The organism is Bacillus glycinifermentans (assembly GCF_001042475.2).
In the GTDB taxonomy this organism is placed as follows: Bacteria; Bacillota; Bacilli; order Bacillales; family Bacillaceae; genus Bacillus; species Bacillus glycinifermentans.
The window spans coordinates 15,658-33,496 of record NZ_LECW02000045.1; the positions used below are offsets into that span (position 1 = coordinate 15,658).

Below are 17,839 nucleotides of genomic sequence, written 5' to 3' on the forward strand. Positions count from 1 at the left end.
CATGAACATAGAGCAGTTTACGTCCAACTTGGAGGAGAAAGGCATTTCCCTTTCTCCTTACCAGCTGGAGCAATTTGAAACGTATTATGAATGGCTTGTTGAATGGAATGAAAAGATTAACCTGACCTCGATTACAGAAAAAAAAGAGGTGTATTTAAAGCACTTTTACGATTCCATCACAGCTTCTTTTTATGTTGATTTCAACAAGATGGACAGTCTGTGTGACGTTGGGGCCGGCGCCGGATTTCCAAGCCTGCCGATTAAGATCTGTTTTCCCCACCTTCACGTAACAATCGTCGATTCATTAAACAAAAGAATTAACTTTTTAAATCAGCTTTCTAATGCATTAAAATTAGAAAATACGGCTTTTTACCATGACCGCGCCGAAACGTTCGGGAGATTGAAAGATAAGCGGGAGAGCTTTGATGTCGTTACGGCCCGTGCGGTTGCCCGCCTTTCTGTTCTGAGCGAACTGTGCCTTCCTCTGGTAAAGAAAAACGGTTTATTCGTTGCCTTAAAGGCGGCTTCGGCTGATGAAGAAATCGAAGCGGGAAAAAAAGCAATTAAAGTCCTTGGAGGAAAAATTGAAACCGTGCATTCTTTTCAGCTGCCGATCGAAGAAAGCGAAAGAAACATCATCATCATCAAAAAACAATCGCAGACGCCGAAAAAATTTCCAAGAAAGCCTGGAACACCAAACAAATCTCCGATTGAAGGGTAAATGATTCGTTCGTTTTCGTCAAAATTGGTGGTGTCACAGAAGGAAAATTCATGAGAAAATAGAATTATAAAAATGGCAGTGTTCAAAGGTGGTGTAGGTACATGAAGCATTCATTCTCTCGTCTCTTCGGAATCGGTGAAAAAGAAGAACCAGAGATTGTTGAGCATGATACGAATAAAGAAGAAATTCAAGACATTCCAGTAGGCGATATTATTCCTAACCGTTTTCAGCCGCGCACCATTTTCTCTGAAGAAAAAATTCAAGAATTAGCCGCAACCATTCATACACACGGCATTATTCAGCCGATTGTCGTCAGAAAAACCGAGCAGGAAGGCAAATACGAGCTCATTGCAGGGGAGCGGCGCTGGCGGGCAGTTCAAACGCTGAACTGGGAAAAAGTTCCCGCTATTATCAAGGATTTTTCAGATACGGAGACAGCTTCTGTCGCTCTGATTGAAAACCTCCAGAGGGAGGAATTATCTTCGATAGAAGAGGCCCATGCATACGCACGGCTTTTAGAGCTGCATGATTTGACGCAGGAAGCCCTCGCCCAAAGGCTCGGCAAGGGACAGTCAACGATCGCCAACAAGCTCAGACTGCTGAAGCTTCCGCCAGAAGTGCAGGAAGCGATCTTGAAAAAAGAGATTTCAGAGCGGCATGCACGAGCGCTCATTCCGTTAAAACAGCCCGAACTTCAGATCAAGCTGCTGAACGAAGTGATTGAAAAAAGCTTAAATGTCAAACAAACCGAGGACCGCGTTGTCAAAATGCTTGAACAGGATAAGCGAAAGCCTAAACCGAAGAGAAAAGCATACAGCAGGGACGCGAGAATCGCGATGAACACGATCCGCCAGTCATTATCGATGGTGGAAGACAGCGGAGTCAAACTGAATACCGAAGAAGAGGAATTTGAAGAATACATTCAGTTTACGATCCGGATACCGAAATAAAAGCTCCCAGAGCTTTTATTTTTTTTAGGTCAAAATATCTACATATGGGGGAAGCTATGGAACATTATCGAAAATACTGGTCATTGCTTCATTCTGTCGCATATCGAATGACAGGGTCTATGCAGGATGCCGAAGATATCGTGCAGGACCTGTTTGCCGATCTTCAGGAAAAAAGCATCGGTCAGATCAATAAGCCTTATTTGATCAAAGCTGTCACAAACCGCTGCATTAATTTTTTGCAGTCAGCCCGGAAAAAGCGTGAGGTCTATGTCGGAGAGTGGCTTCCGGAGCCAAGCGTGAGACTCCCGGATCAGAATCCGGCTGAACTGCTGGAAAAAGAAGAAACGGTATCCTACGCTTTTCTGGTGGCGATGAGCAGGTTGAATCCCGTGGAGAGAGCGGTATTTATGTTTAGGGACGTGTTTGGATATCACTATAAGGAAATATCATCCATTATCGAAAAATCTGAAGCAAACTGCCGGAAAATTCACAGCCGCATCAAGCACAAATTAAGCGGAGAACTCTCTCTCACTTCCAGACCGAAAGAGGAGCAGCAATTGGCAGAGCTGTTCATAGCATCGACAAAAACGGGAAATTTTGACCAATTCGCACGCAAGCTGACCGAAGAAGCGGTTTTATATACTGACGGAGGCGGAAAAGTCAAGAGCGCTATCAGGCCGATCTACGGACGGAGCCGAATCTATGCATTCTTTAAGGGGATCGCTTCAAAAGGAAGACTTGCAGGCCATATAAGGCATGTCCAAATCAATGGCCAAAGAGGCGTGCTGATAGAGCGGGACAAACGCCCGGTATACGCCATTTGCTTTGCGTGGTCCCCGGAGTGCGATTTGATCAACAACATATACATCGTTTCCAATCCTGATAAACTAAAGCGCATTACATTTTAGCGTTTCCTGTCACAAATCGAATGCCTTACTTGTTATATAAGTGAATCGCTTTTTAGAGGAGGAATTGACATGGAAACAAGATTAATCATGGAGAAGGTAAATCCCAAAGGATATGGCGGCATGCTGGAGCTTGAAAAAGCGCAAAGCGCCTCAAGCATTGATCCCATTTTAAAGGAGCTTATCAAAATCCGCGCTTCGCAATTAAACGGCTGTGCTTTTTGTTTGAATATGCACACAAAGGATGCGAGAAAAATCGGCGAAACCGAACAGCGTTTGTACGCCCTGAATGCATGGCGCGAAGCTCCGTTTTTCACGGACAAGGAAAGGGCCGTTTTGGCGCTGACTGAAGCTGTGACGCTTATTGCCGATGAAGGGGTGCCGGACGATGTTTACGGGGAAGTGAGGAAGCATTTTAGCGAAATCGAAACCGCTGAACTCATCATGGCGGCCGTAACGATCAATGCATGGAACAGAATCGCGGTCTCCACCCGGAAAATGCCTCCAACGGATTGACCTTTACTTCTGCCCTGGAACACGTGGATGTTCCAGGGTTTCCTTTCTTTAATTATTATCCTTGTATAATAATATTATTTTTCCCTCATTCGACTAAATCATCTTTTTTTCTTCCTCATGCAAAAAAATTACTCTTTTTTGTAAAAAAATGCAATGTCACCGTTTCGACACAAAAAACAAAAATTCAAAAAATGCAAACGGCCGATTCTTTTTTTGTTAAAATAGAGAAATGAGAGAAACTTGTTCAATGTGAAAGTAGGTGACATTGTGGGGAAAATTATTGCGATCACAAACCAAAAAGGAGGCGTTGGTAAAACAACAACCTCTGTCAACCTGGGAGCTTGCTTAGCTTACATCGGGAAAAGGGTTTTGCTAGTCGACATAGACCCGCAAGGAAACGCAACAAGCGGAATTGGAATAGAAAAAGCTGATGTTGATCAATGTGTGTACGATATATTAGTGGATGATGCAGACGTCAAAGACGTCATCAAAACAACATCCGTCGAAAATTTGGATGTCATTCCGGCTACGATTCAGCTGGCGGGTGCCGAAATCGAGCTCGTGCCGACCATTTCCCGCGAAGTCAGATTGAAGCGCGCTTTAGAATCGGTCAAACAAAACTACGATTTTATGATCATCGACTGTCCGCCTTCATTGGGGCTGCTTACCATCAACGCGCTGACGGCTTCGGATTCCGTTGTCATACCCGTGCAGTGTGAGTACTATGCTTTGGAAGGGCTAAGCCAGCTTCTCAACTCCGTCAGGCTCGTGCAAAAGCACTTGAATACCGACCTTATGATAGACGGCGTATTGCTGACAATGCTTGATGCAAGAACGAATTTAGGCATACAGGTCATTGAAGAAGTGAAAAAATACTTCCGGGATAAAGTATATAAAACCGTCATTCCGCGGAACGTCAGATTAAGTGAAGCACCGAGTCACGGAAAGCCGATTATTTTATATGATCCGCGTTCCAGGGGAGCGGAAGTCTATTTAGATTTAGCAAAGGAAGTGGCTGCGAATGCCTAAAGGTCTCGGAAAAGGGATTAATGCGTTGTTTTCAAATGTCGATTTATCGGAGGAAACGGTTGAAGAAATCAAGCTGAAAGATTTGCGGCCAAACCCTTATCAGCCAAGGAAAACGTTTGATGATCAATCGTTGAAAGATTTAAAAGAATCCATTTTACAGCATGGCGTTTTGCAGCCGATCATTGTCAGGAAGTCCATCAAAGGCTACGATATCGTAGCAGGAGAGCGGCGCTTTCGGGCTGCTGAAAAAGCCGGTTTGGAAACCATTCCTGCGATTGTCCGCGAACTGTCAGATTCCCTGATGATGGAGATTGCCTTATTGGAAAATCTTCAGCGAGAAGACCTGTCTCCGCTTGAGGAAGCAAAAGCCTATGAGTCTTTATTAAAGCACCTTGATTTGACACAGGAACAGCTTGCAAAAAGGCTTGGCAAAAGCCGTCCTCATATTGCCAATCATTTAAGACTTTTGACGCTGCCTGAGAACGTTCAAGCTTTAATCGATGACGGTACGCTGTCGATGGGGCACGGAAGAACACTGCTCGGGCTGAAAAATAAAAAGAAGCTTGAACCATTGGTCCAAAAGGTTGTATCTGAACAGCTGAATGTCCGGCAGCTTGAAAAACTGATTCAGCAAATGAACGCCAATGTTCCACGTGAAACAAAGAAACCGAAGCCAACGAAAGATGCGGTTATTAAAGAACGGGAAACATATTTGCAAAATTATTTTGGAACGCCGGTCACCATTAAAAAGCAAAAGAAAAAAGGCAGAATCGAAATTGAATTTTATTCAAACGAAGATCTGGAGCGCATCCTTGAACTTTTGTCTGAGGGGCATTCGTAATATCCGTAAATGAGCTGAAACCATCTGGATAACAGATGGTTTTTTTGATTACATTCTTCCCGTTATTTTTTGAATCGGCGATAGATGAGGCCGGAGCCATCCGGCTGCTTTTTCAAGATGCAACAACCCTTCCGCAAGGACATTTGACATGCTCATGACAAGATTGAGCCTCGTGTTCTGCAAGACAAAATACTCCATAAACCCGCTGACATTGACGATGCCGTTGATGTGTACATCGCCGACTTCAGGCAGATTTTTTTGTACACCGGCGCCTGGCTTTAATGGTCCTTTGCCTATTTGAAAGGAGCCAACGCTTTTAGTTCGTCCGAGACAGGCATCAATAGCGATAATGAAGGGATTTTGATGGTCTTGATGAATCGTTTTCAGCTTTTCGGTCAAGTTGACGGCATGAACCGGATCGGCAAGCGTTCCATATACATGAAACCGCGTCAGCCGTTTTTCGGCAAGCTTCATTCCGACGAGGGGGCCGAGCGAATCGCCTGTGGAGCGGTCCGTGCCGATACAGACGATGGCAACGGGGCGATCGGCCGCCTGTTTTAGATGGATAGAAAGAACTTTTTCAATTTGTTTGACTGCCAACGGATCTGAATGGGAAATATATTCGTTTATTGGTTCTTGAGAAAAGAGCCCGCCTTTTCGATTCAAATGTTTCACATCCTTGTCATCGTAATAACAGAATTGTTGTACCAGATTTTTATTTCCAGTATATCCAGTGTTGTCTTGTTTTATGCTTGGATTGAAAAAGCGTAAGACCAGAGGGCAATTTGGGTTTGTTGCGTGAACTGAAGGAGTAGAAGATTGTAAGAAAAGGACTCATGTAAAATATAACAAAAAAAGCAAGAAGAGGACCGGTCTTATATGAGAAATTGATTCAGTGCTGATAGCAAACCCTCGGGAAATAAAGGGGCCGCAGGACAGCGGAAATCCTCTCAACGGGTCTGCAGGTTTCCGTCGCATCTAAAGAACATCAAAGAGCTGCCCGACCGGGGAGAGGCTGTTTGACTTTTTTGTGTTTTAAGCTTCTTCTATTTCGAAATCGATAGTTGCTGAAGGGCGATAGTCTTTACGGACGGCATGCACGCATGAAGGGTTGCGATAACAACGTACGTATTGGGCGTTACCGATCCATATGCCTTGCTTGCCATCGAAAGAGAGCTAAGATAGGGCTCAGGCTGAATATAGAAATAACATCACAAATATTGGTCGGCAAATTGCCGGTCGGTTTGGTCATACATCATTTTGTTGGCGGAATGTCCAGCCAAAACGGCGCGTTCTACACGCTGCGGATCATCCGGCATCATCTAAAACAGCACCGTCCGCCGCGGTCATGGCTATCCCCTCAACTTGACCTGATCCGTTTCTCCAAATTCCGATGCTCCTTTTTGGAATCTTTCATGAATCAGGTCAGTATAGTAACAGTAAAACGGAAACAAGCTTAAAACGATCGACGAGGTGATCAAATCGTGTGGAGAGCCGGGATGAAGTGGATGCTTCTCATTTTGGGAAGTTTAATAGGTGCAGGATATGCATCCGGCCAGGAAATATGGCAGTTTTTTGGCGATGAAAGCGGACTGGCTATCCTGTTGTTCACGATCATATTCACTCTGTCTACATATATTGTGATGAAAATCAGCTTTGAAGAAAAGTCAGAGCATTTTCTTCCCATTCTTGAAAAATTGATCGGTCCTATGCTCGCAAAAGTATACGATCTGCTCATCATTTTATATTTATTTACGACGACGATCGTCATGATTGCCGGAGGCGGGGTTACGTTGCAAATGTTTCAAATCCCGTTTTGGGCGGGTGTCGGCTTATTTGCTTTGTGCACGGCATTTATTTTTCTATGGGGGCTAAACGGGATTCTATCAGTGAACAGCTATTTAATTCCCATTCTGGTAGCCGGATTGCTGTATGCGCTGATTTCATTTCATGCAGCGCATCAGCAGCCTTGGCTGCTCAATATGAACCGTCAATATAATTGGCCTGCCGGGATTGCATTCGCTTCGCTGAACGTTTTGTCGGTCGTTGCCGTCTTGTCCGCGGTTGGCAAGGAGTTGAAGGGGCTTGGCGAAGCGCGGATTGCCAGCCTTCTCAGCGGTTTGGTATTTGGCTCAATTTCATTCATGTACAATGAAACGCTTGTCGTGCTTGCCGGGCAGCTGTCGCATTATGAAATTCCATTATTCGCGGTTTTGGAAGGTGCGCCTTTTCCGATGTTCATGTTTATGACAGCCGTTCTTTGCGTAGCGATTTATACGACGACCGTCACTAGCATTCTCGGACTGTCAAGCCGTTTTCTTACGCTGGTGAAATGGCCGAGATGGACCATTGCGCTATTCCTTCTTTTGCTGATGCTGCCTTTCACATCATTCGGCTTTTCTAATTTGATCGCTTTTTTATACCCGATTTACGGACTGCTGAATCTTTATTTATTAGTAAATATTTTGCTTTATCCCATATTATGCAAATGGAAAAATTAAAATGGGTTATATTATATCGATATAATTAATCTGTTATATTCGAATGATCTCATGTTTTGAAAAATTGCCCTTTCCATGTCGTTTTTTGTACAATAGGATCACAAAAAAGGAATTTTAAAGAGGTGAACGATGTTGGCGGATAAAGAATTTGGCCTGAATGACGTGGTCGAAATGAAAAAGCCGCATCCGTGCGGGACGAACCGCTGGAAAGTGATTCGAATGGGGATGGATATCAGAATTAAATGCGAGGGTTGTGCCCACAGCGTCATGATTCCCCGCAAAGAATTTCAAAGAAAGATGAAAAAGATTCTGGTGAAGCATGAGGAGTCCGATTCTTAATATATACGGGCCCCATGCTTTTTTGGTGGCTTGATTATCGATTTTTGGCAAAAAAAGATTTTCACCCGTTTCAGTTATTGAAAAGCATGTTTTGTCAGCTTGTTTTTTACAGTAATCATCCTTATAATTGTTGCAGGTTTGAATTACACGAATGTCATATGGATGTTTATTTATAGAGGAGATGAAAGAATGGCTTTAACAGCTGGGATTGTTGGTTTGCCGAACGTCGGGAAATCAACCTTATTTAACGCGATTACACAGGCCGGGGCAGAATCGGCCAACTACCCGTTTTGTACGATTGATCCAAACGTCGGGATCGTTGAGGTGCCGGATGAGCGTCTGCAAAAGCTGACAGAGCTCGTCAATCCGAAGAAAACCGTTCCCACCGCATTCGAATTTACCGATATCGCGGGTATTGTAAAAGGGGCGTCCAAAGGAGAAGGTCTTGGAAATAAGTTCTTGTCCCACATTCGCCAAGTTGATGCGATTTGCCATGTCGTCCGCTGTTTTGCTGATGACAATATTACGCACGTCTCCGGAAAAGTGGATCCAATATCCGATATCGAGACGATCAATCTTGAGCTGATATTGGCGGATCTTGAAACCGTTGAGAAGCGGATCGGCCGCGTCGGAAAGATGGCGAAACAAAAAGATAAGGAAGCTGTCTTTGAATTTGAGATTTTGACAAAATTAAAGGAAGCGTTTGAACAAGAAAAGCCGGCGCGCTCTGTCGAGTTTACCGAAGAGCAGCAAAAAGTGCTGAAACAGCTTCATCTTTTAACGACTAAACCCGTATTATATGTAGCGAATGTCAGCGAGGATGAAGTGGCTGATCCTTCAGGTAACGAATACGTCCGGAAAGTCAAGGAATTCGCCGCCGCTGAAAACGCTGAGGTGATCGTCGTCTGCGCGAAGATCGAATCTGAAATCGCCGAGCTTGAAGGCGAGGAGAAAGCGATGTTTCTTGAAGAGCTGGGAATCGAAGAATCCGGTCTTGACCAATTAATTAGGGCATCTTACTCCCTGCTCGGACTGGCAACTTATTTTACGGCGGGAGAGCAGGAAGTCAGAGCCTGGACGTTCAAAAAAGGCATGAAGGCTCCGGAATGCGCGGGCATCATCCATTCGGACTTCGAACGCGGATTTATCCGTGCGGAAACTGTGGCATACGACGATCTGCTTGAAGCGGGAAGCATGTCCGCGGCAAAAGAAGCTGGGAAAGTCCGACTTGAAGGAAAAGAATACATCGTTAAAGACGGCGACGTGATTCATTTCCGTTTCAATGTATAACGCTGTTGAAAAGGGACAAGAGCTTTGATATAATATAAAATTGTGAGTAATAGGATTATTGCTCCTTGCCCAAGTGATGGGCCGCTTAGTCCAAAAGGAGGTGCAAATACAAATGAGAAAGTACGAAATCATGTACATCATCCGTCCAGACGTTGATGAAGAGTCTAAAAAGGCTGTTGTTGAGCGTTTTAACAACATCTTAACGACAAACGGTGCGGAGATCACTGAAACAAAAGATTGGGGAAAACGCCGTCTTGCTTACGAAATCAACGATTTCCGCGACGGATTCTACCAAATCGTAAACGTTCAATCTGGTGCTGAAGCAGTTCAAGAATTTGACCGTTTAGCTAAAATCAGTGATGACATCATTCGCCACATTGTGGTTAAAGAAGAAGAGTAAACAGAAATGAATGATATATTCTAAAGCAAAAGGATGGTCTCTCATATGCTTAACCGAGTTGTTTTAGTCGGCAGACTGACAAAGGATCCAGAGCTTCGTTATACTCCCAGCGGTGCGGCAGTTGCCACCTTTACGCTCGCTGTAAACCGTACGTTTACGAATCAGCAGGGCGAACGTGAAGCAGATTTCATCAACTGTGTCGTTTGGAGAAGACAAGCTGAAAATGTTGCGAATTTCCTTAAAAAAGGAAGCCTTGCGGGTGTAGATGGCCGTTTGCAAACGAGGAACTACGAAAATCAGCAAGGACAGCGTGTATATGTGACGGAAGTTCAAGCTGAAAGTGTTCAATTTTTGGAGCCTAAAGGCGGCGGTTCTGGTGCCGGCGGTTACAGCGGAGGCCAGGGAGGCCAGTACTTTGGCGGCGAACAAAACGATCAGAATCCATTTGGCGGCGGTCAGAGCAATCAGAATCGCAATCAAAGCAACAGCTTTAATGACGATCCATTTGCAAACGACGGCAAACCGATTGACATCTCAGATGACGACTTGCCGTTTTAATGGATGACGGACGGACTTAAAAAAAGAAAGGAGGGAAATAGCAATGGCAGGAGGACGCAGAGGCGGTCGTGCGAAACGCCGTAAAGTGTGTTATTTCACTTCTAACGGAATTACGCACATCGACTACAAAGATGTAGATCTTCTTAGAAAATTCATCTCTGAGCGCGGTAAAATTTTACCACGCCGTGTAACAGGAACAAGCGCGAAATACCAACGTAAATTGACAGTTGCAATCAAACGCGCTCGTCAAATGGCTTTACTTCCATACGTAGCAGGCGAGTAAGCCGAGATATAAAAAGAACAAGAACCCTATGCGGTTCTTGTTCTTTTTTATTTTGAACAAATGGATAAACCAATGTGATTGATGTAATATTTCCCAAATAGTGAAACTTTATTTTCTTTTCGACACTTGAATCTGCTCTATATCTCCGAGGACGGCCAAGTAGAAAACGAGCCCCAGCAGCAATACAAATCCCGCGACGAGGAAACTGAGAGTAAAAGACCCGGTCATGTCGAACAAATATCCTGTCAATGACACCGCGATAATACCGCCAAACAGATTATTGGCGAGATTGACCATCGAACTGAGAAGGGAGATGGAGCCCGAAGGGGCAATATCAGCCGAAATGGACCAGCCGATGGGCGCCGTTGCCGAAATCCCTGCCAGTCCGACGGAAATACAAATGATCGCAATAATGATGTTGTGCGTAAAAATCGCGCCTAAAAAGGCAAATCCCAGGCTCATGCCGATAACGATGATCGTTTGATACACTTTTGTATTTGAATGCCCCTTTTTTATCAAAGTGTCGACAAGCCATCCGCCGACAATGATTCCGGAGATGGTCGAGATAAGCCAGGGAACGGCTGTAAACAGTCCTGATGACATGATATCCAGTCCATAGGTTTCTTTAAAAAAGGTGGGGAGCCAAGTTAACAGCAGGTTGAACGTATAACCGTAACCGGTAAACCCGATCATCAGCCCCCATGCTTTTCGGTTCGTTATCATCGTTTTCAGGGCGTCCATTGTCCGTTCTGATATTTTTTCAGTTGACACGGCATTGTGCTTTTGAATGTAATGAAGCTCTTCTTTTGAAACCAATTTATGCCGGTCAGGCTGTTCATAATACCACCAGAAAAAGATCGTAAAACATATATTCATGATTCCGATCGTCAAAAATGCAGTCCGCCAGTCATACGTCGTCACAAGGAATGCAACGAGCGGCGCACCGATTACATTTGCAAATTTTGCAGCCGAATCAAACAACGAATTGGCAAGGCCGCGTTCATTCGGCGGAAACCAGAGGGCGGTCGCTTTCGAAGCAGCAGGAAAGGCCGATGCGCTTGTCAGTCCGATTAAAAAACGAACGATATATAACAGCAGTTTTCCATGCAAAAAAGCCAAAATGACCGTTAAAAGGCTCCAAATCGTCATTCCGATCCTTGTTACCCAGGCGACGCCGAACCTGTCCAGCAAACTGCCGACGGGAAGATGCATGAGGGTGTAGGAATAAGTATATATCGAAAAGACCACGCCCAATTGTGTCGCCGTCAACTGAAAGGAGTCCTGTATCGCAGGAGCTGCGACAGAAATGGCGACGCGGTCAAAATAATTTAAAATGATCATGCTGCTTAATAATGATGAAATATACCATCTTGTATGCCCCGGCCGTTTTTCCAGCTCTTGCGCCATGATGAAACCTCCTCTTTTTCTTAGATTGATCCCTTTTTTCAAAATACATTCCCTTTTTGCGCTTTCTGATAACCGAAAAACCAATATAGACATTTTGATGCATGTTTGCTAAAGTGAATCATGTTAAAAACAGACGGCTTCTATGAGAGTTGGAAGCAAAACAGATAAAAGAGGTGTTGAATATTTTGAGTATCAAACAATTAAATAGCGAATGGTTTTCAAATGTGCGGGGTGATATCCTTTCGGGTATCGTCGTAGCGCTGGCTCTCATTCCCGAAGCCATTGCGTTTTCCATTATTGCGGGCGTAGATCCGATGGTCGGTTTGTATGCGTCGTTTTGTATTGCTGTTGTGATCTCGTTTGCAGGAGGGCGGCCGGCGATGATTTCGGCTGCAACGGGGGCGATGGCTCTCTTAATGGGTACGCTGGTCAGGGATTACGGCATCGAGTATTTGTTTGCGACTACGATTTTAACCGGAATCATCCAATTCATATTTGGGTTACTGAAAATCGCGCGCTTTATGAAATTTATTCCACGGTCGGTTATGGTAGGTTTCGTAAATGCGCTGGCCATTTTGATCTTTTTGGCCCAGGTTCCCCATTTTGTGGGAGTTTCGTATATGACGTATGTGGTTGTCGGTATTACATTGTTGATTATTTACATTTTGCCCCGCTTCACAAAAGCCGTTCCATCTGCTCTTGTTGCAATCATTGCCATGACCGTATTTTCTATTTTCGGCCATCTTGATCTTCGCACGGTCGGAGATTTGGGAGAGATTAAGCAATCTTTGCCATCTTTTATGATCCCGAATATTCCTTTGAACTTTGACACGTTGTCGATCATTTTTCCGACTGCTTTTGCCCTTTCCATCGTCGGTCTTTTAGAATCATTATTAACATCTTCTATTGTGGACGACATGACGGAAACGGAAAGCGACAAACATAGGGAAAGCCGCGGTCAGGGAATAGCCAATATCGTTGCCGGATTTTTCGGGGGCATGGCAGGCTGTGCGATGATCGGCCAGTCCGTGATCAATGTCAAATCAGGAGGAAGAGGACGTTTGTCCACTTTTGTGGCAGGTGTTTTCTTAATGTTTTTGATCATGGTGCTGGGCGATTGGGTCATCCAAATTCCGATGGCTGCTTTGGCAGGGGTCATGATTATGGTTTCCATTGGGACATTTGACTGGTCTTCATTCGGCATGTTGAGAAAGGTGCCGCTTACCGATTCGATTGTCATGCTGGTGACAGTCATTACCGTCGTAGCCACGCATGATTTGTCAAAAGGCGTGTTTGCCGGGGTCATCTTAAGCACGATTTTTTTTGCGGCGAAAATTTCTAAAATCAAAGTCGATACCGCATCAGCCGGACAAGAAAAAACATACATGCTCAAAGGCCAAATTTTCTTTGCATCTGTACACGACCTTGTAAAATCCATCGAAATAGACGATGATGCCAAAAAGGTAATCTTTGATTTTTCAGAAGCGCATATATGGGACGATTCCGCTGTTGCGGCAATCGACAAAATCATTCTGAAATACAAGGATCAAGGCGCAGACGTTGAGGTGACGGGCTTGAATGAATCAAGCGGCAGGCTCGTCAAAAAGATGGCGACATATCATCTGCCTTGAGCGTTCAGTGTCATGATAAAAAAACAGCCAGTAAGGATTAGATCCTTCCTGGTTGGTTTTTTATCGCATCGAAATCGCCTTCTGGGCGTGCATCGCATCGCCCCTCAAGAGCTCAGTGAGGTTGTAGGCAGGGTACAGTCCCCTTTGGTACATGTACTGAAAGACTTGCTCGTGAAGCCTGATAGCTGCATTAATCTGCTTCACCAGCACTCTTCTCAGCTCAGGGGTTGCCGTTTCCGTGATGGCGATTGCATAATTTCGGACGCTTGTTTTCGCCAATGCTAATAACTCTCCTGCTTCAAAGAAAAGATCCGCTCTTTCATCCTCCCGGTGGAAAACCGGAGCCTTCGGCAAAAACGGGAGAAGCTCTCGTAAATTCCCCTCCAATCCTCTTGCCGCCATGCTGTAAAGGTGTCTGAGCTGGGGATCTCTAATCTTTTTAAGGCTCTTTTTCACCTTGATTAAGCCTACTGATTGTGAGGCGATCAGTTCATGCAATTCCAGCGTTTCATGCCATGCCAATGTTCTTGTATGACTCATATCCATTCTCTTTTATTGCTTTCTCTTTGATAACGTATGCCCAAAACCCCCGAAGGGTTAAAGGAACGTTTCAGACCGTTTTGGAAAGGGGAATTCATAAGTATGAGATTTTTCAGCTGAGTGATTACACAAGTGAGAGGTGATAAAGGGTGCTGGATTCTGTAAAAGATTTCTTTTTATTTATGAGCGGGGGACTTCGGATCACGATATTGATCATGTTTTTGATCATCTTGTTTATGATCAGAAAGGCGAAGAAAAAAAATAAAGATAAATCCGGATTTTTAGATTGATTGAACGGCTGAAGGGGATGTTTCACATGGAACATTCCCTTCGCCGCTGCTGGCCTTATTTTACTTGAGATTTGCCCTTATGTTAATATTAAAGAAACAATGAGAGAAGGCTTTGCACCTGCTCATGTTATCGTCTTCTTGAAAATGAATTGCGACGGAAAAAGAGCAGTCGTCCATACTGCTCTTTTTGGATTCAGAAAACAAAAATATGAGGTGAACAAGTGAAACAAACAAGAGCTTTGGTAGAAGGCGCTATTTTGGTCAGTCTTTTTGCCGTTGTAATGATGATAAGCCTCTATCTTCCTTTCGTCGGAACGTTTCTCTTATTGGCATTGCCTTTGCCTGCCATGATTCAAACGATCAGGCACGGGGTAAAGCCCGGTCTTTTCATGGGCTTAGTGAGCTTGCCTGTTTCATTGATAACAGGCTCTTTGAGCGGATTGGCTTTTGCTGTTCCCGTCACTGCCGCAGGGATTCTCATGGGGTTTCATTACAGAAAAAACGAGCCTGCACAGGCGATTGCTTCAGCCGCCGTTGCTTATATGGTTTCCATTGTGCTGCTGTTGTTTATTAGTATTCAGTTTCTCGGGTTAAACTTAATAGAAGAGATCAATCAATCATATAATGAATCATTCAATATGTATGAATCGATTATGAAGCAGTTTGGAAATGACGATGAGGCGGCGAAACAGCTGGAACTCGTCAGAGAACAATTAAAACAGGCGCAGTATTTATATCCGACGGTGATCGTGATCTTTTCCGCCATCACCGCATTTTTAAATCATCTGATCGCAAAGCCGGTGCTGCGGCGTTTTGCCATGCAAATTCCGTCCCTGAAGCCGTTTAGGGAGCTGAAGCTTCCGCAGGGCACGATTTGGCTGTATGTGCTGACGATTCTTCTGTCGCTGGCGCCTGCTGAAGAGGGAAGCGTGTTCTACTCGGTTATGTTAAACGCGAGCATGATGATGGGGTTCATTATTGCCATTCAAGGTTTTTCATTCGTTTTTTATTTTTGTCACGCCAAAAAGCTGCCAACGGTCCTGCCGGTTCTTTTTTTGATCTTCGGGCTGCTTACGCCCTTGATGTATCTTGTCCGTATCTTGGGTATAATTGACATAGGTTTTAACTTAAGAGAGAAAGTAAAGAAATCATCGTGATGACGTTCTCTCTGGTGGTGAGGAGTTGATTGGAGTGCCAAGTTTTTATGAAAAACCGTTATTTCGATATCCCATTTATTCTTTAATTATCGTTACAATCATTTCTGTCCTCATCAACGTTTATTTTAATTGGGTGGCAGGAGCGGCCGGCGTCCTTATCCTTGGCGTCATTTTATTCTTTTTAAAACGTGCGGATTCTCAAATTAGGCAAGAGTTGGATGACTATATCTCGACTTTGTCTTACAGGCTGAAAAAAGTCGGGGAAGAAGCGCTGCTGGAAATGCCGATCGGGATCATGCTTTTCAATGACCAGTATTATGTTGAATGGGCGAATCCGTTCATGGCGTCATGCTTTAGCGAAAGTACGCTCGTCGGAAGGTCGCTTTATGATATTTGCGAATCGGTCGTACCTTTGATCAAGCAGGAAGTCGATACGGAAACGATCACCTTAAACGACCGGAAATTTAACGTCGTCATTAAAAGGGAAGAAAAGCTCCTATACTTCTTTGATGTCACAGAGCAAACGCAGATTGAGAAGCAGTACGAAAACGAACGAACGGTTCTGGCTTACATATTTTTAGACAATTATGATGATGTAACACAAGGTCTTGATGACCAGACAAGAAGCACGATGAACAGTGAAGTGACATCCCTTCTGAATCAATGGGCCAAACAATACGACATTTTTCTCAAGCGGATTTCCTCCGAGCGGTTTATCGGTGTATTAAACGAGCACATTTTAAGCGAATTGGAAACATCGAAGTTTTCAATTCTCGATGAAATCCGGGAAAAGACGTCTGTTCATGCCATTTCGCTAACATTAAGCATCGGGATCGGCGCGGCTGTCTCCTCTTTGAAAGAGCTTGGCGACCTTGCGCAATCAAGCCTTGATCTGGCGCTTGGCCGCGGCGGCGATCAGGTGGCGATCAAGCAGCCGAACGGAAAAGTGAAATTTTACGGCGGAAAAACGAACCCGATGGAAAAACGGACACGGGTTAGAGCGCGGGTGATTTCCCATGCGCTTAAGGAAATCGTTTCTGAAAGCAGCAACGTCATCATCATGGGGCATAAGTATCCCGATATGGATTCCATCGGTTCGGCGATCGGGATTTTAAAAGTGGCGCAGGCGAACGGAAAAGACGGATTCGTCGTGATTGACTCCGATCAGATCGGCGCAAGCGTTCAGCGGCTAATCGGGGAAATCAAAAAATACGAAGAGCTCTGGTCGCGGTTTATTACGCCGGAAGAAGCGCTTGAGATTGCCAAAGATGATACGCTGCTTGTGATCGTCGATACGCACAGGCCGTCTTTTGTTATCGAAGAGAGACTGGTCAATAAAATTGAAAATGTTGTCGTAATCGATCATCATAGAAGAGGGGAAGAATTTATTAAAGATCCGCTGCTCGTCTATATGGAGCCATACGCTTCGTCGACGGCTGAGCTTGTCACCGAGCTGCTTGAGTATCAGCCGAAACGCTTGAAACTCAATATGATTGAAGCGACCGCACTGCTGGCAGGGATCATCGTCGATACAAAAAGCTTTTCCCTCCGTACCGGCTCCCGTACGTTTGATGCGGCCTCATACTTGAGGGCTAAAGGCGCCGACACCGTGCTTGTGCAAAAGTTTTTGAAAGAGACAGCCGATCATTATATTAAAAGGGCGAGGCTCATTCAGCATACATCCTTTTATAAAGAGGGTATCGCCATTGCATCTCTGCCGGACGGCGGGGATGAGGACTATTTTGACCAGGTCATTATCGCTCAAGCCGCGGATTCTCTTCTTTCGATGAGCGAGGTTGAAGCTTCTTTTGCAGTGGCGAGAAGAGACGAGAGCACGGTATGCATCAGTGCGAGATCGCTAGGCGAGGTAAACGTTCAAATCATCATGGAGGCTCTTGAAGGCGGGGGGCATTTAACAAATGCCGCTACACAGCTGACGGATGTCTCGGTTGAGGAGGCGCTCCGCCGTCTAAAAGAAGAGATTGACGAGTATTTTGAAGGAGGCAATGAGACATGAAGGTAATTTTCTTACAGGATGTAAAAGGCAAAGGGAAAAAAGGCGAGGTTAAAAACGTGGCGGACGGATACGCGCACAACTTTTTGATCAAAAAAGGCCTTGCTGTTGAAGCGACACCTTCCAACATCAGCGCGCTTGAAGGACAGAAGAAGAAAGAGAAAAAAGAAGCGGCTGAAGAGCTGAAGCAGGCTAAAGAGCTGAAAGAAAAGCTTGAAAACATTACGGTTGAGCTTTCTGCCAAGTCAGGGGAAGGCGGCCGTCTGTTCGGTTCTGTCACAAGCAAGCAGATTGCTGATGCGCTGCAAAAGGGACACCAATTAAAAGTTGACAAGCGGAAAATTGAACTGAACGATGCCATTCGCACGCTGGGATATACAAACGTACCGGTTAAGCTGCATCCGGAGGTACAGGCGACGCTGAAAGTACACGTGAAAGAGCAATCATAAGATAAAGCCCCCTGCAAG

Annotated in this window: 20 protein-coding genes; 17 read left to right on the forward strand and 3 right to left on the reverse strand. The window is 44.8% G+C overall.

All coding sequences use genetic code 11. From position 1 onward, the window contains the following. The first annotated feature begins 1 nt into the window (after window position 1). From rsmG to AB447_RS19555, 6 genes are all read left to right on the forward strand, one after another. Window positions 2-721 carry a 16S rRNA (guanine(527)-N(7))-methyltransferase RsmG gene (rsmG, locus tag AB447_RS19530; protein WP_048353840.1) on the forward strand — a complete coding sequence of 240 codons (720 nt, stop codon included), beginning with the start codon at window positions 2-4 and terminating at the stop codon, window positions 719-721. 101 nt (window positions 722-822) lie between these two features. Then, complete coding sequence (noc, locus tag AB447_RS19535) at window positions 823-1,671, forward strand: nucleoid occlusion protein (RefSeq protein ID WP_048353841.1); 849 nt, start codon at window positions 823-825, stop codon at window positions 1,669-1,671. 56 nt (window positions 1,672-1,727) lie between these two features. Beyond that, a complete protein-coding gene (locus AB447_RS19540; RefSeq protein WP_048353842.1) occupies window positions 1,728-2,579 on the forward strand; it encodes an RNA polymerase sigma-70 factor in 852 nt (283 codons plus the stop codon). 69 nt (window positions 2,580-2,648) lie between these two features. Next, window positions 2,649-3,092: a carboxymuconolactone decarboxylase family protein gene (locus AB447_RS19545; RefSeq protein WP_048353843.1), complete on the forward strand. Its 444-nt coding sequence runs from the start codon at window positions 2,649-2,651 to the stop codon at window positions 3,090-3,092. 267 nt (window positions 3,093-3,359) lie between these two features. After that, window positions 3,360-4,121 carry a sporulation initiation inhibitor protein Soj gene (gene soj, locus AB447_RS19550; RefSeq protein ID WP_046129434.1) on the forward strand — a complete coding sequence of 254 codons (762 nt, stop codon included), beginning with the start codon at window positions 3,360-3,362 and terminating at the stop codon, window positions 4,119-4,121. Further along, window positions 4,114-4,962, forward strand: coding sequence for a ParB/RepB/Spo0J family partition protein (locus AB447_RS19555; RefSeq protein WP_048353844.1), 849 nt, complete (start codon window positions 4,114-4,116; stop codon window positions 4,960-4,962). The genes soj and AB447_RS19555 overlap by 8 nt, the downstream gene beginning before the upstream one ends. Window positions 4,963-5,010: 48 nt before the next feature. Here the strand turns inward: AB447_RS19555 and yyaC are convergent, their stop codons facing one another. Beyond that, window positions 5,011-5,628: a spore protease YyaC gene (yyaC, locus tag AB447_RS19560; protein WP_048353845.1), complete on the reverse strand. Its 618-nt coding sequence runs from the start codon at window positions 5,626-5,628 to the stop codon at window positions 5,011-5,013. Between the two features lie 818 nt (window positions 5,629-6,446). Here yyaC and AB447_RS19565 point away from each other — a divergent pair. The 6 genes from AB447_RS19565 to rpsR all read left to right on the forward strand — a co-directional run bounded on the left by AB447_RS19565 (window position 6,447) and on the right by rpsR (window position 10,333). Continuing rightward, the gene (locus tag AB447_RS19565) at window positions 6,447-7,463 is read left to right on the forward strand and encodes a YkvI family membrane protein (RefSeq protein WP_048353846.1); all 1,017 of its coding nucleotides are present in this window, start codon (window positions 6,447-6,449) and stop codon (window positions 7,461-7,463) included. A 132-nt stretch (window positions 7,464-7,595) separates the two neighbouring features. Then, window positions 7,596-7,802, forward strand: coding sequence for a DUF951 domain-containing protein (locus tag AB447_RS19570; protein WP_046129452.1), 207 nt, complete (start codon window positions 7,596-7,598; stop codon window positions 7,800-7,802). 189 nt (window positions 7,803-7,991) lie between these two features. Then, complete coding sequence (gene ychF / locus AB447_RS19575) at window positions 7,992-9,092, forward strand: redox-regulated ATPase YchF (RefSeq protein ID WP_046129430.1); 1,101 nt, start codon at window positions 7,992-7,994, stop codon at window positions 9,090-9,092. 112 nt (window positions 9,093-9,204) lie between these two features. Continuing rightward, window positions 9,205-9,492, forward strand: a complete 288-nt coding sequence (gene rpsF / locus AB447_RS19580; RefSeq protein WP_046129429.1) for a 30S ribosomal protein S6 — start codon at window positions 9,205-9,207, stop codon at window positions 9,490-9,492. Window positions 9,493-9,537: 45 nt separating this feature from the next. Further along, window positions 9,538-10,050, forward strand: coding sequence for a single-stranded DNA-binding protein SsbA (gene ssbA / locus AB447_RS19585; protein WP_048353847.1), 513 nt, complete (start codon window positions 9,538-9,540; stop codon window positions 10,048-10,050). A 43-nt stretch (window positions 10,051-10,093) separates the two neighbouring features. Next, complete coding sequence (gene rpsR / locus AB447_RS19590) at window positions 10,094-10,333, forward strand: 30S ribosomal protein S18 (RefSeq protein WP_003178022.1); 240 nt, start codon at window positions 10,094-10,096, stop codon at window positions 10,331-10,333. A gap of 108 nt (window positions 10,334-10,441) precedes the next feature. Here rpsR and AB447_RS19595 read toward each other — a convergent pair whose 3' ends face one another. Further along, window positions 10,442-11,740, reverse strand: a complete 1,299-nt coding sequence (locus AB447_RS19595) for an MFS transporter (protein WP_057957720.1) — start codon at window positions 11,738-11,740, stop codon at window positions 10,442-10,444. A gap of 185 nt (window positions 11,741-11,925) precedes the next feature. Here AB447_RS19595 and AB447_RS19600 point away from each other — a divergent pair, with 185 nt between their 5' ends. Beyond that, complete coding sequence (locus tag AB447_RS19600) at window positions 11,926-13,371, forward strand: SulP family inorganic anion transporter (protein WP_082634678.1); 1,446 nt, start codon at window positions 11,926-11,928, stop codon at window positions 13,369-13,371. A gap of 60 nt (window positions 13,372-13,431) precedes the next feature. On the opposite strand, the gene AB447_RS19605 is transcribed toward AB447_RS19600, so the two are convergent. Further along, window positions 13,432-13,911, reverse strand: coding sequence for a spore coat protein (locus AB447_RS19605; protein ID WP_048353848.1), 480 nt, complete (start codon window positions 13,909-13,911; stop codon window positions 13,432-13,434). 182 nt (window positions 13,912-14,093) lie between these two features. On the opposite strand from AB447_RS19605, the gene AB447_RS25955 reads away from it, so the two are divergent. The 4 genes from AB447_RS25955 to rplI all read left to right on the forward strand — a co-directional run bounded on the left by AB447_RS25955 (window position 14,094) and on the right by rplI (window position 17,821). Further along, window positions 14,094-14,201 carry a hypothetical protein gene (locus AB447_RS25955; RefSeq protein ID WP_411801405.1) on the forward strand — a complete coding sequence of 36 codons (108 nt, stop codon included), beginning with the start codon at window positions 14,094-14,096 and terminating at the stop codon, window positions 14,199-14,201. 221 nt (window positions 14,202-14,422) lie between these two features. Beyond that, window positions 14,423-15,358, forward strand: a complete 936-nt coding sequence (locus AB447_RS19610) for a YybS family protein (RefSeq protein ID WP_048353850.1) — start codon at window positions 14,423-14,425, stop codon at window positions 15,356-15,358. A gap of 34 nt (window positions 15,359-15,392) precedes the next feature. Next, window positions 15,393-17,375, forward strand: a complete 1,983-nt coding sequence (locus AB447_RS19615) for a DHH family phosphoesterase (RefSeq protein ID WP_057957721.1) — start codon at window positions 15,393-15,395, stop codon at window positions 17,373-17,375. Continuing rightward, a complete protein-coding gene (rplI, locus tag AB447_RS19620) occupies window positions 17,372-17,821 on the forward strand; it encodes a 50S ribosomal protein L9 (RefSeq protein WP_048353851.1) in 450 nt (149 codons plus the stop codon). Before AB447_RS19615 ends, rplI begins: the two co-directional genes overlap by 4 nt. Window positions 17,822-17,839 lie beyond the last annotated feature (18 nt).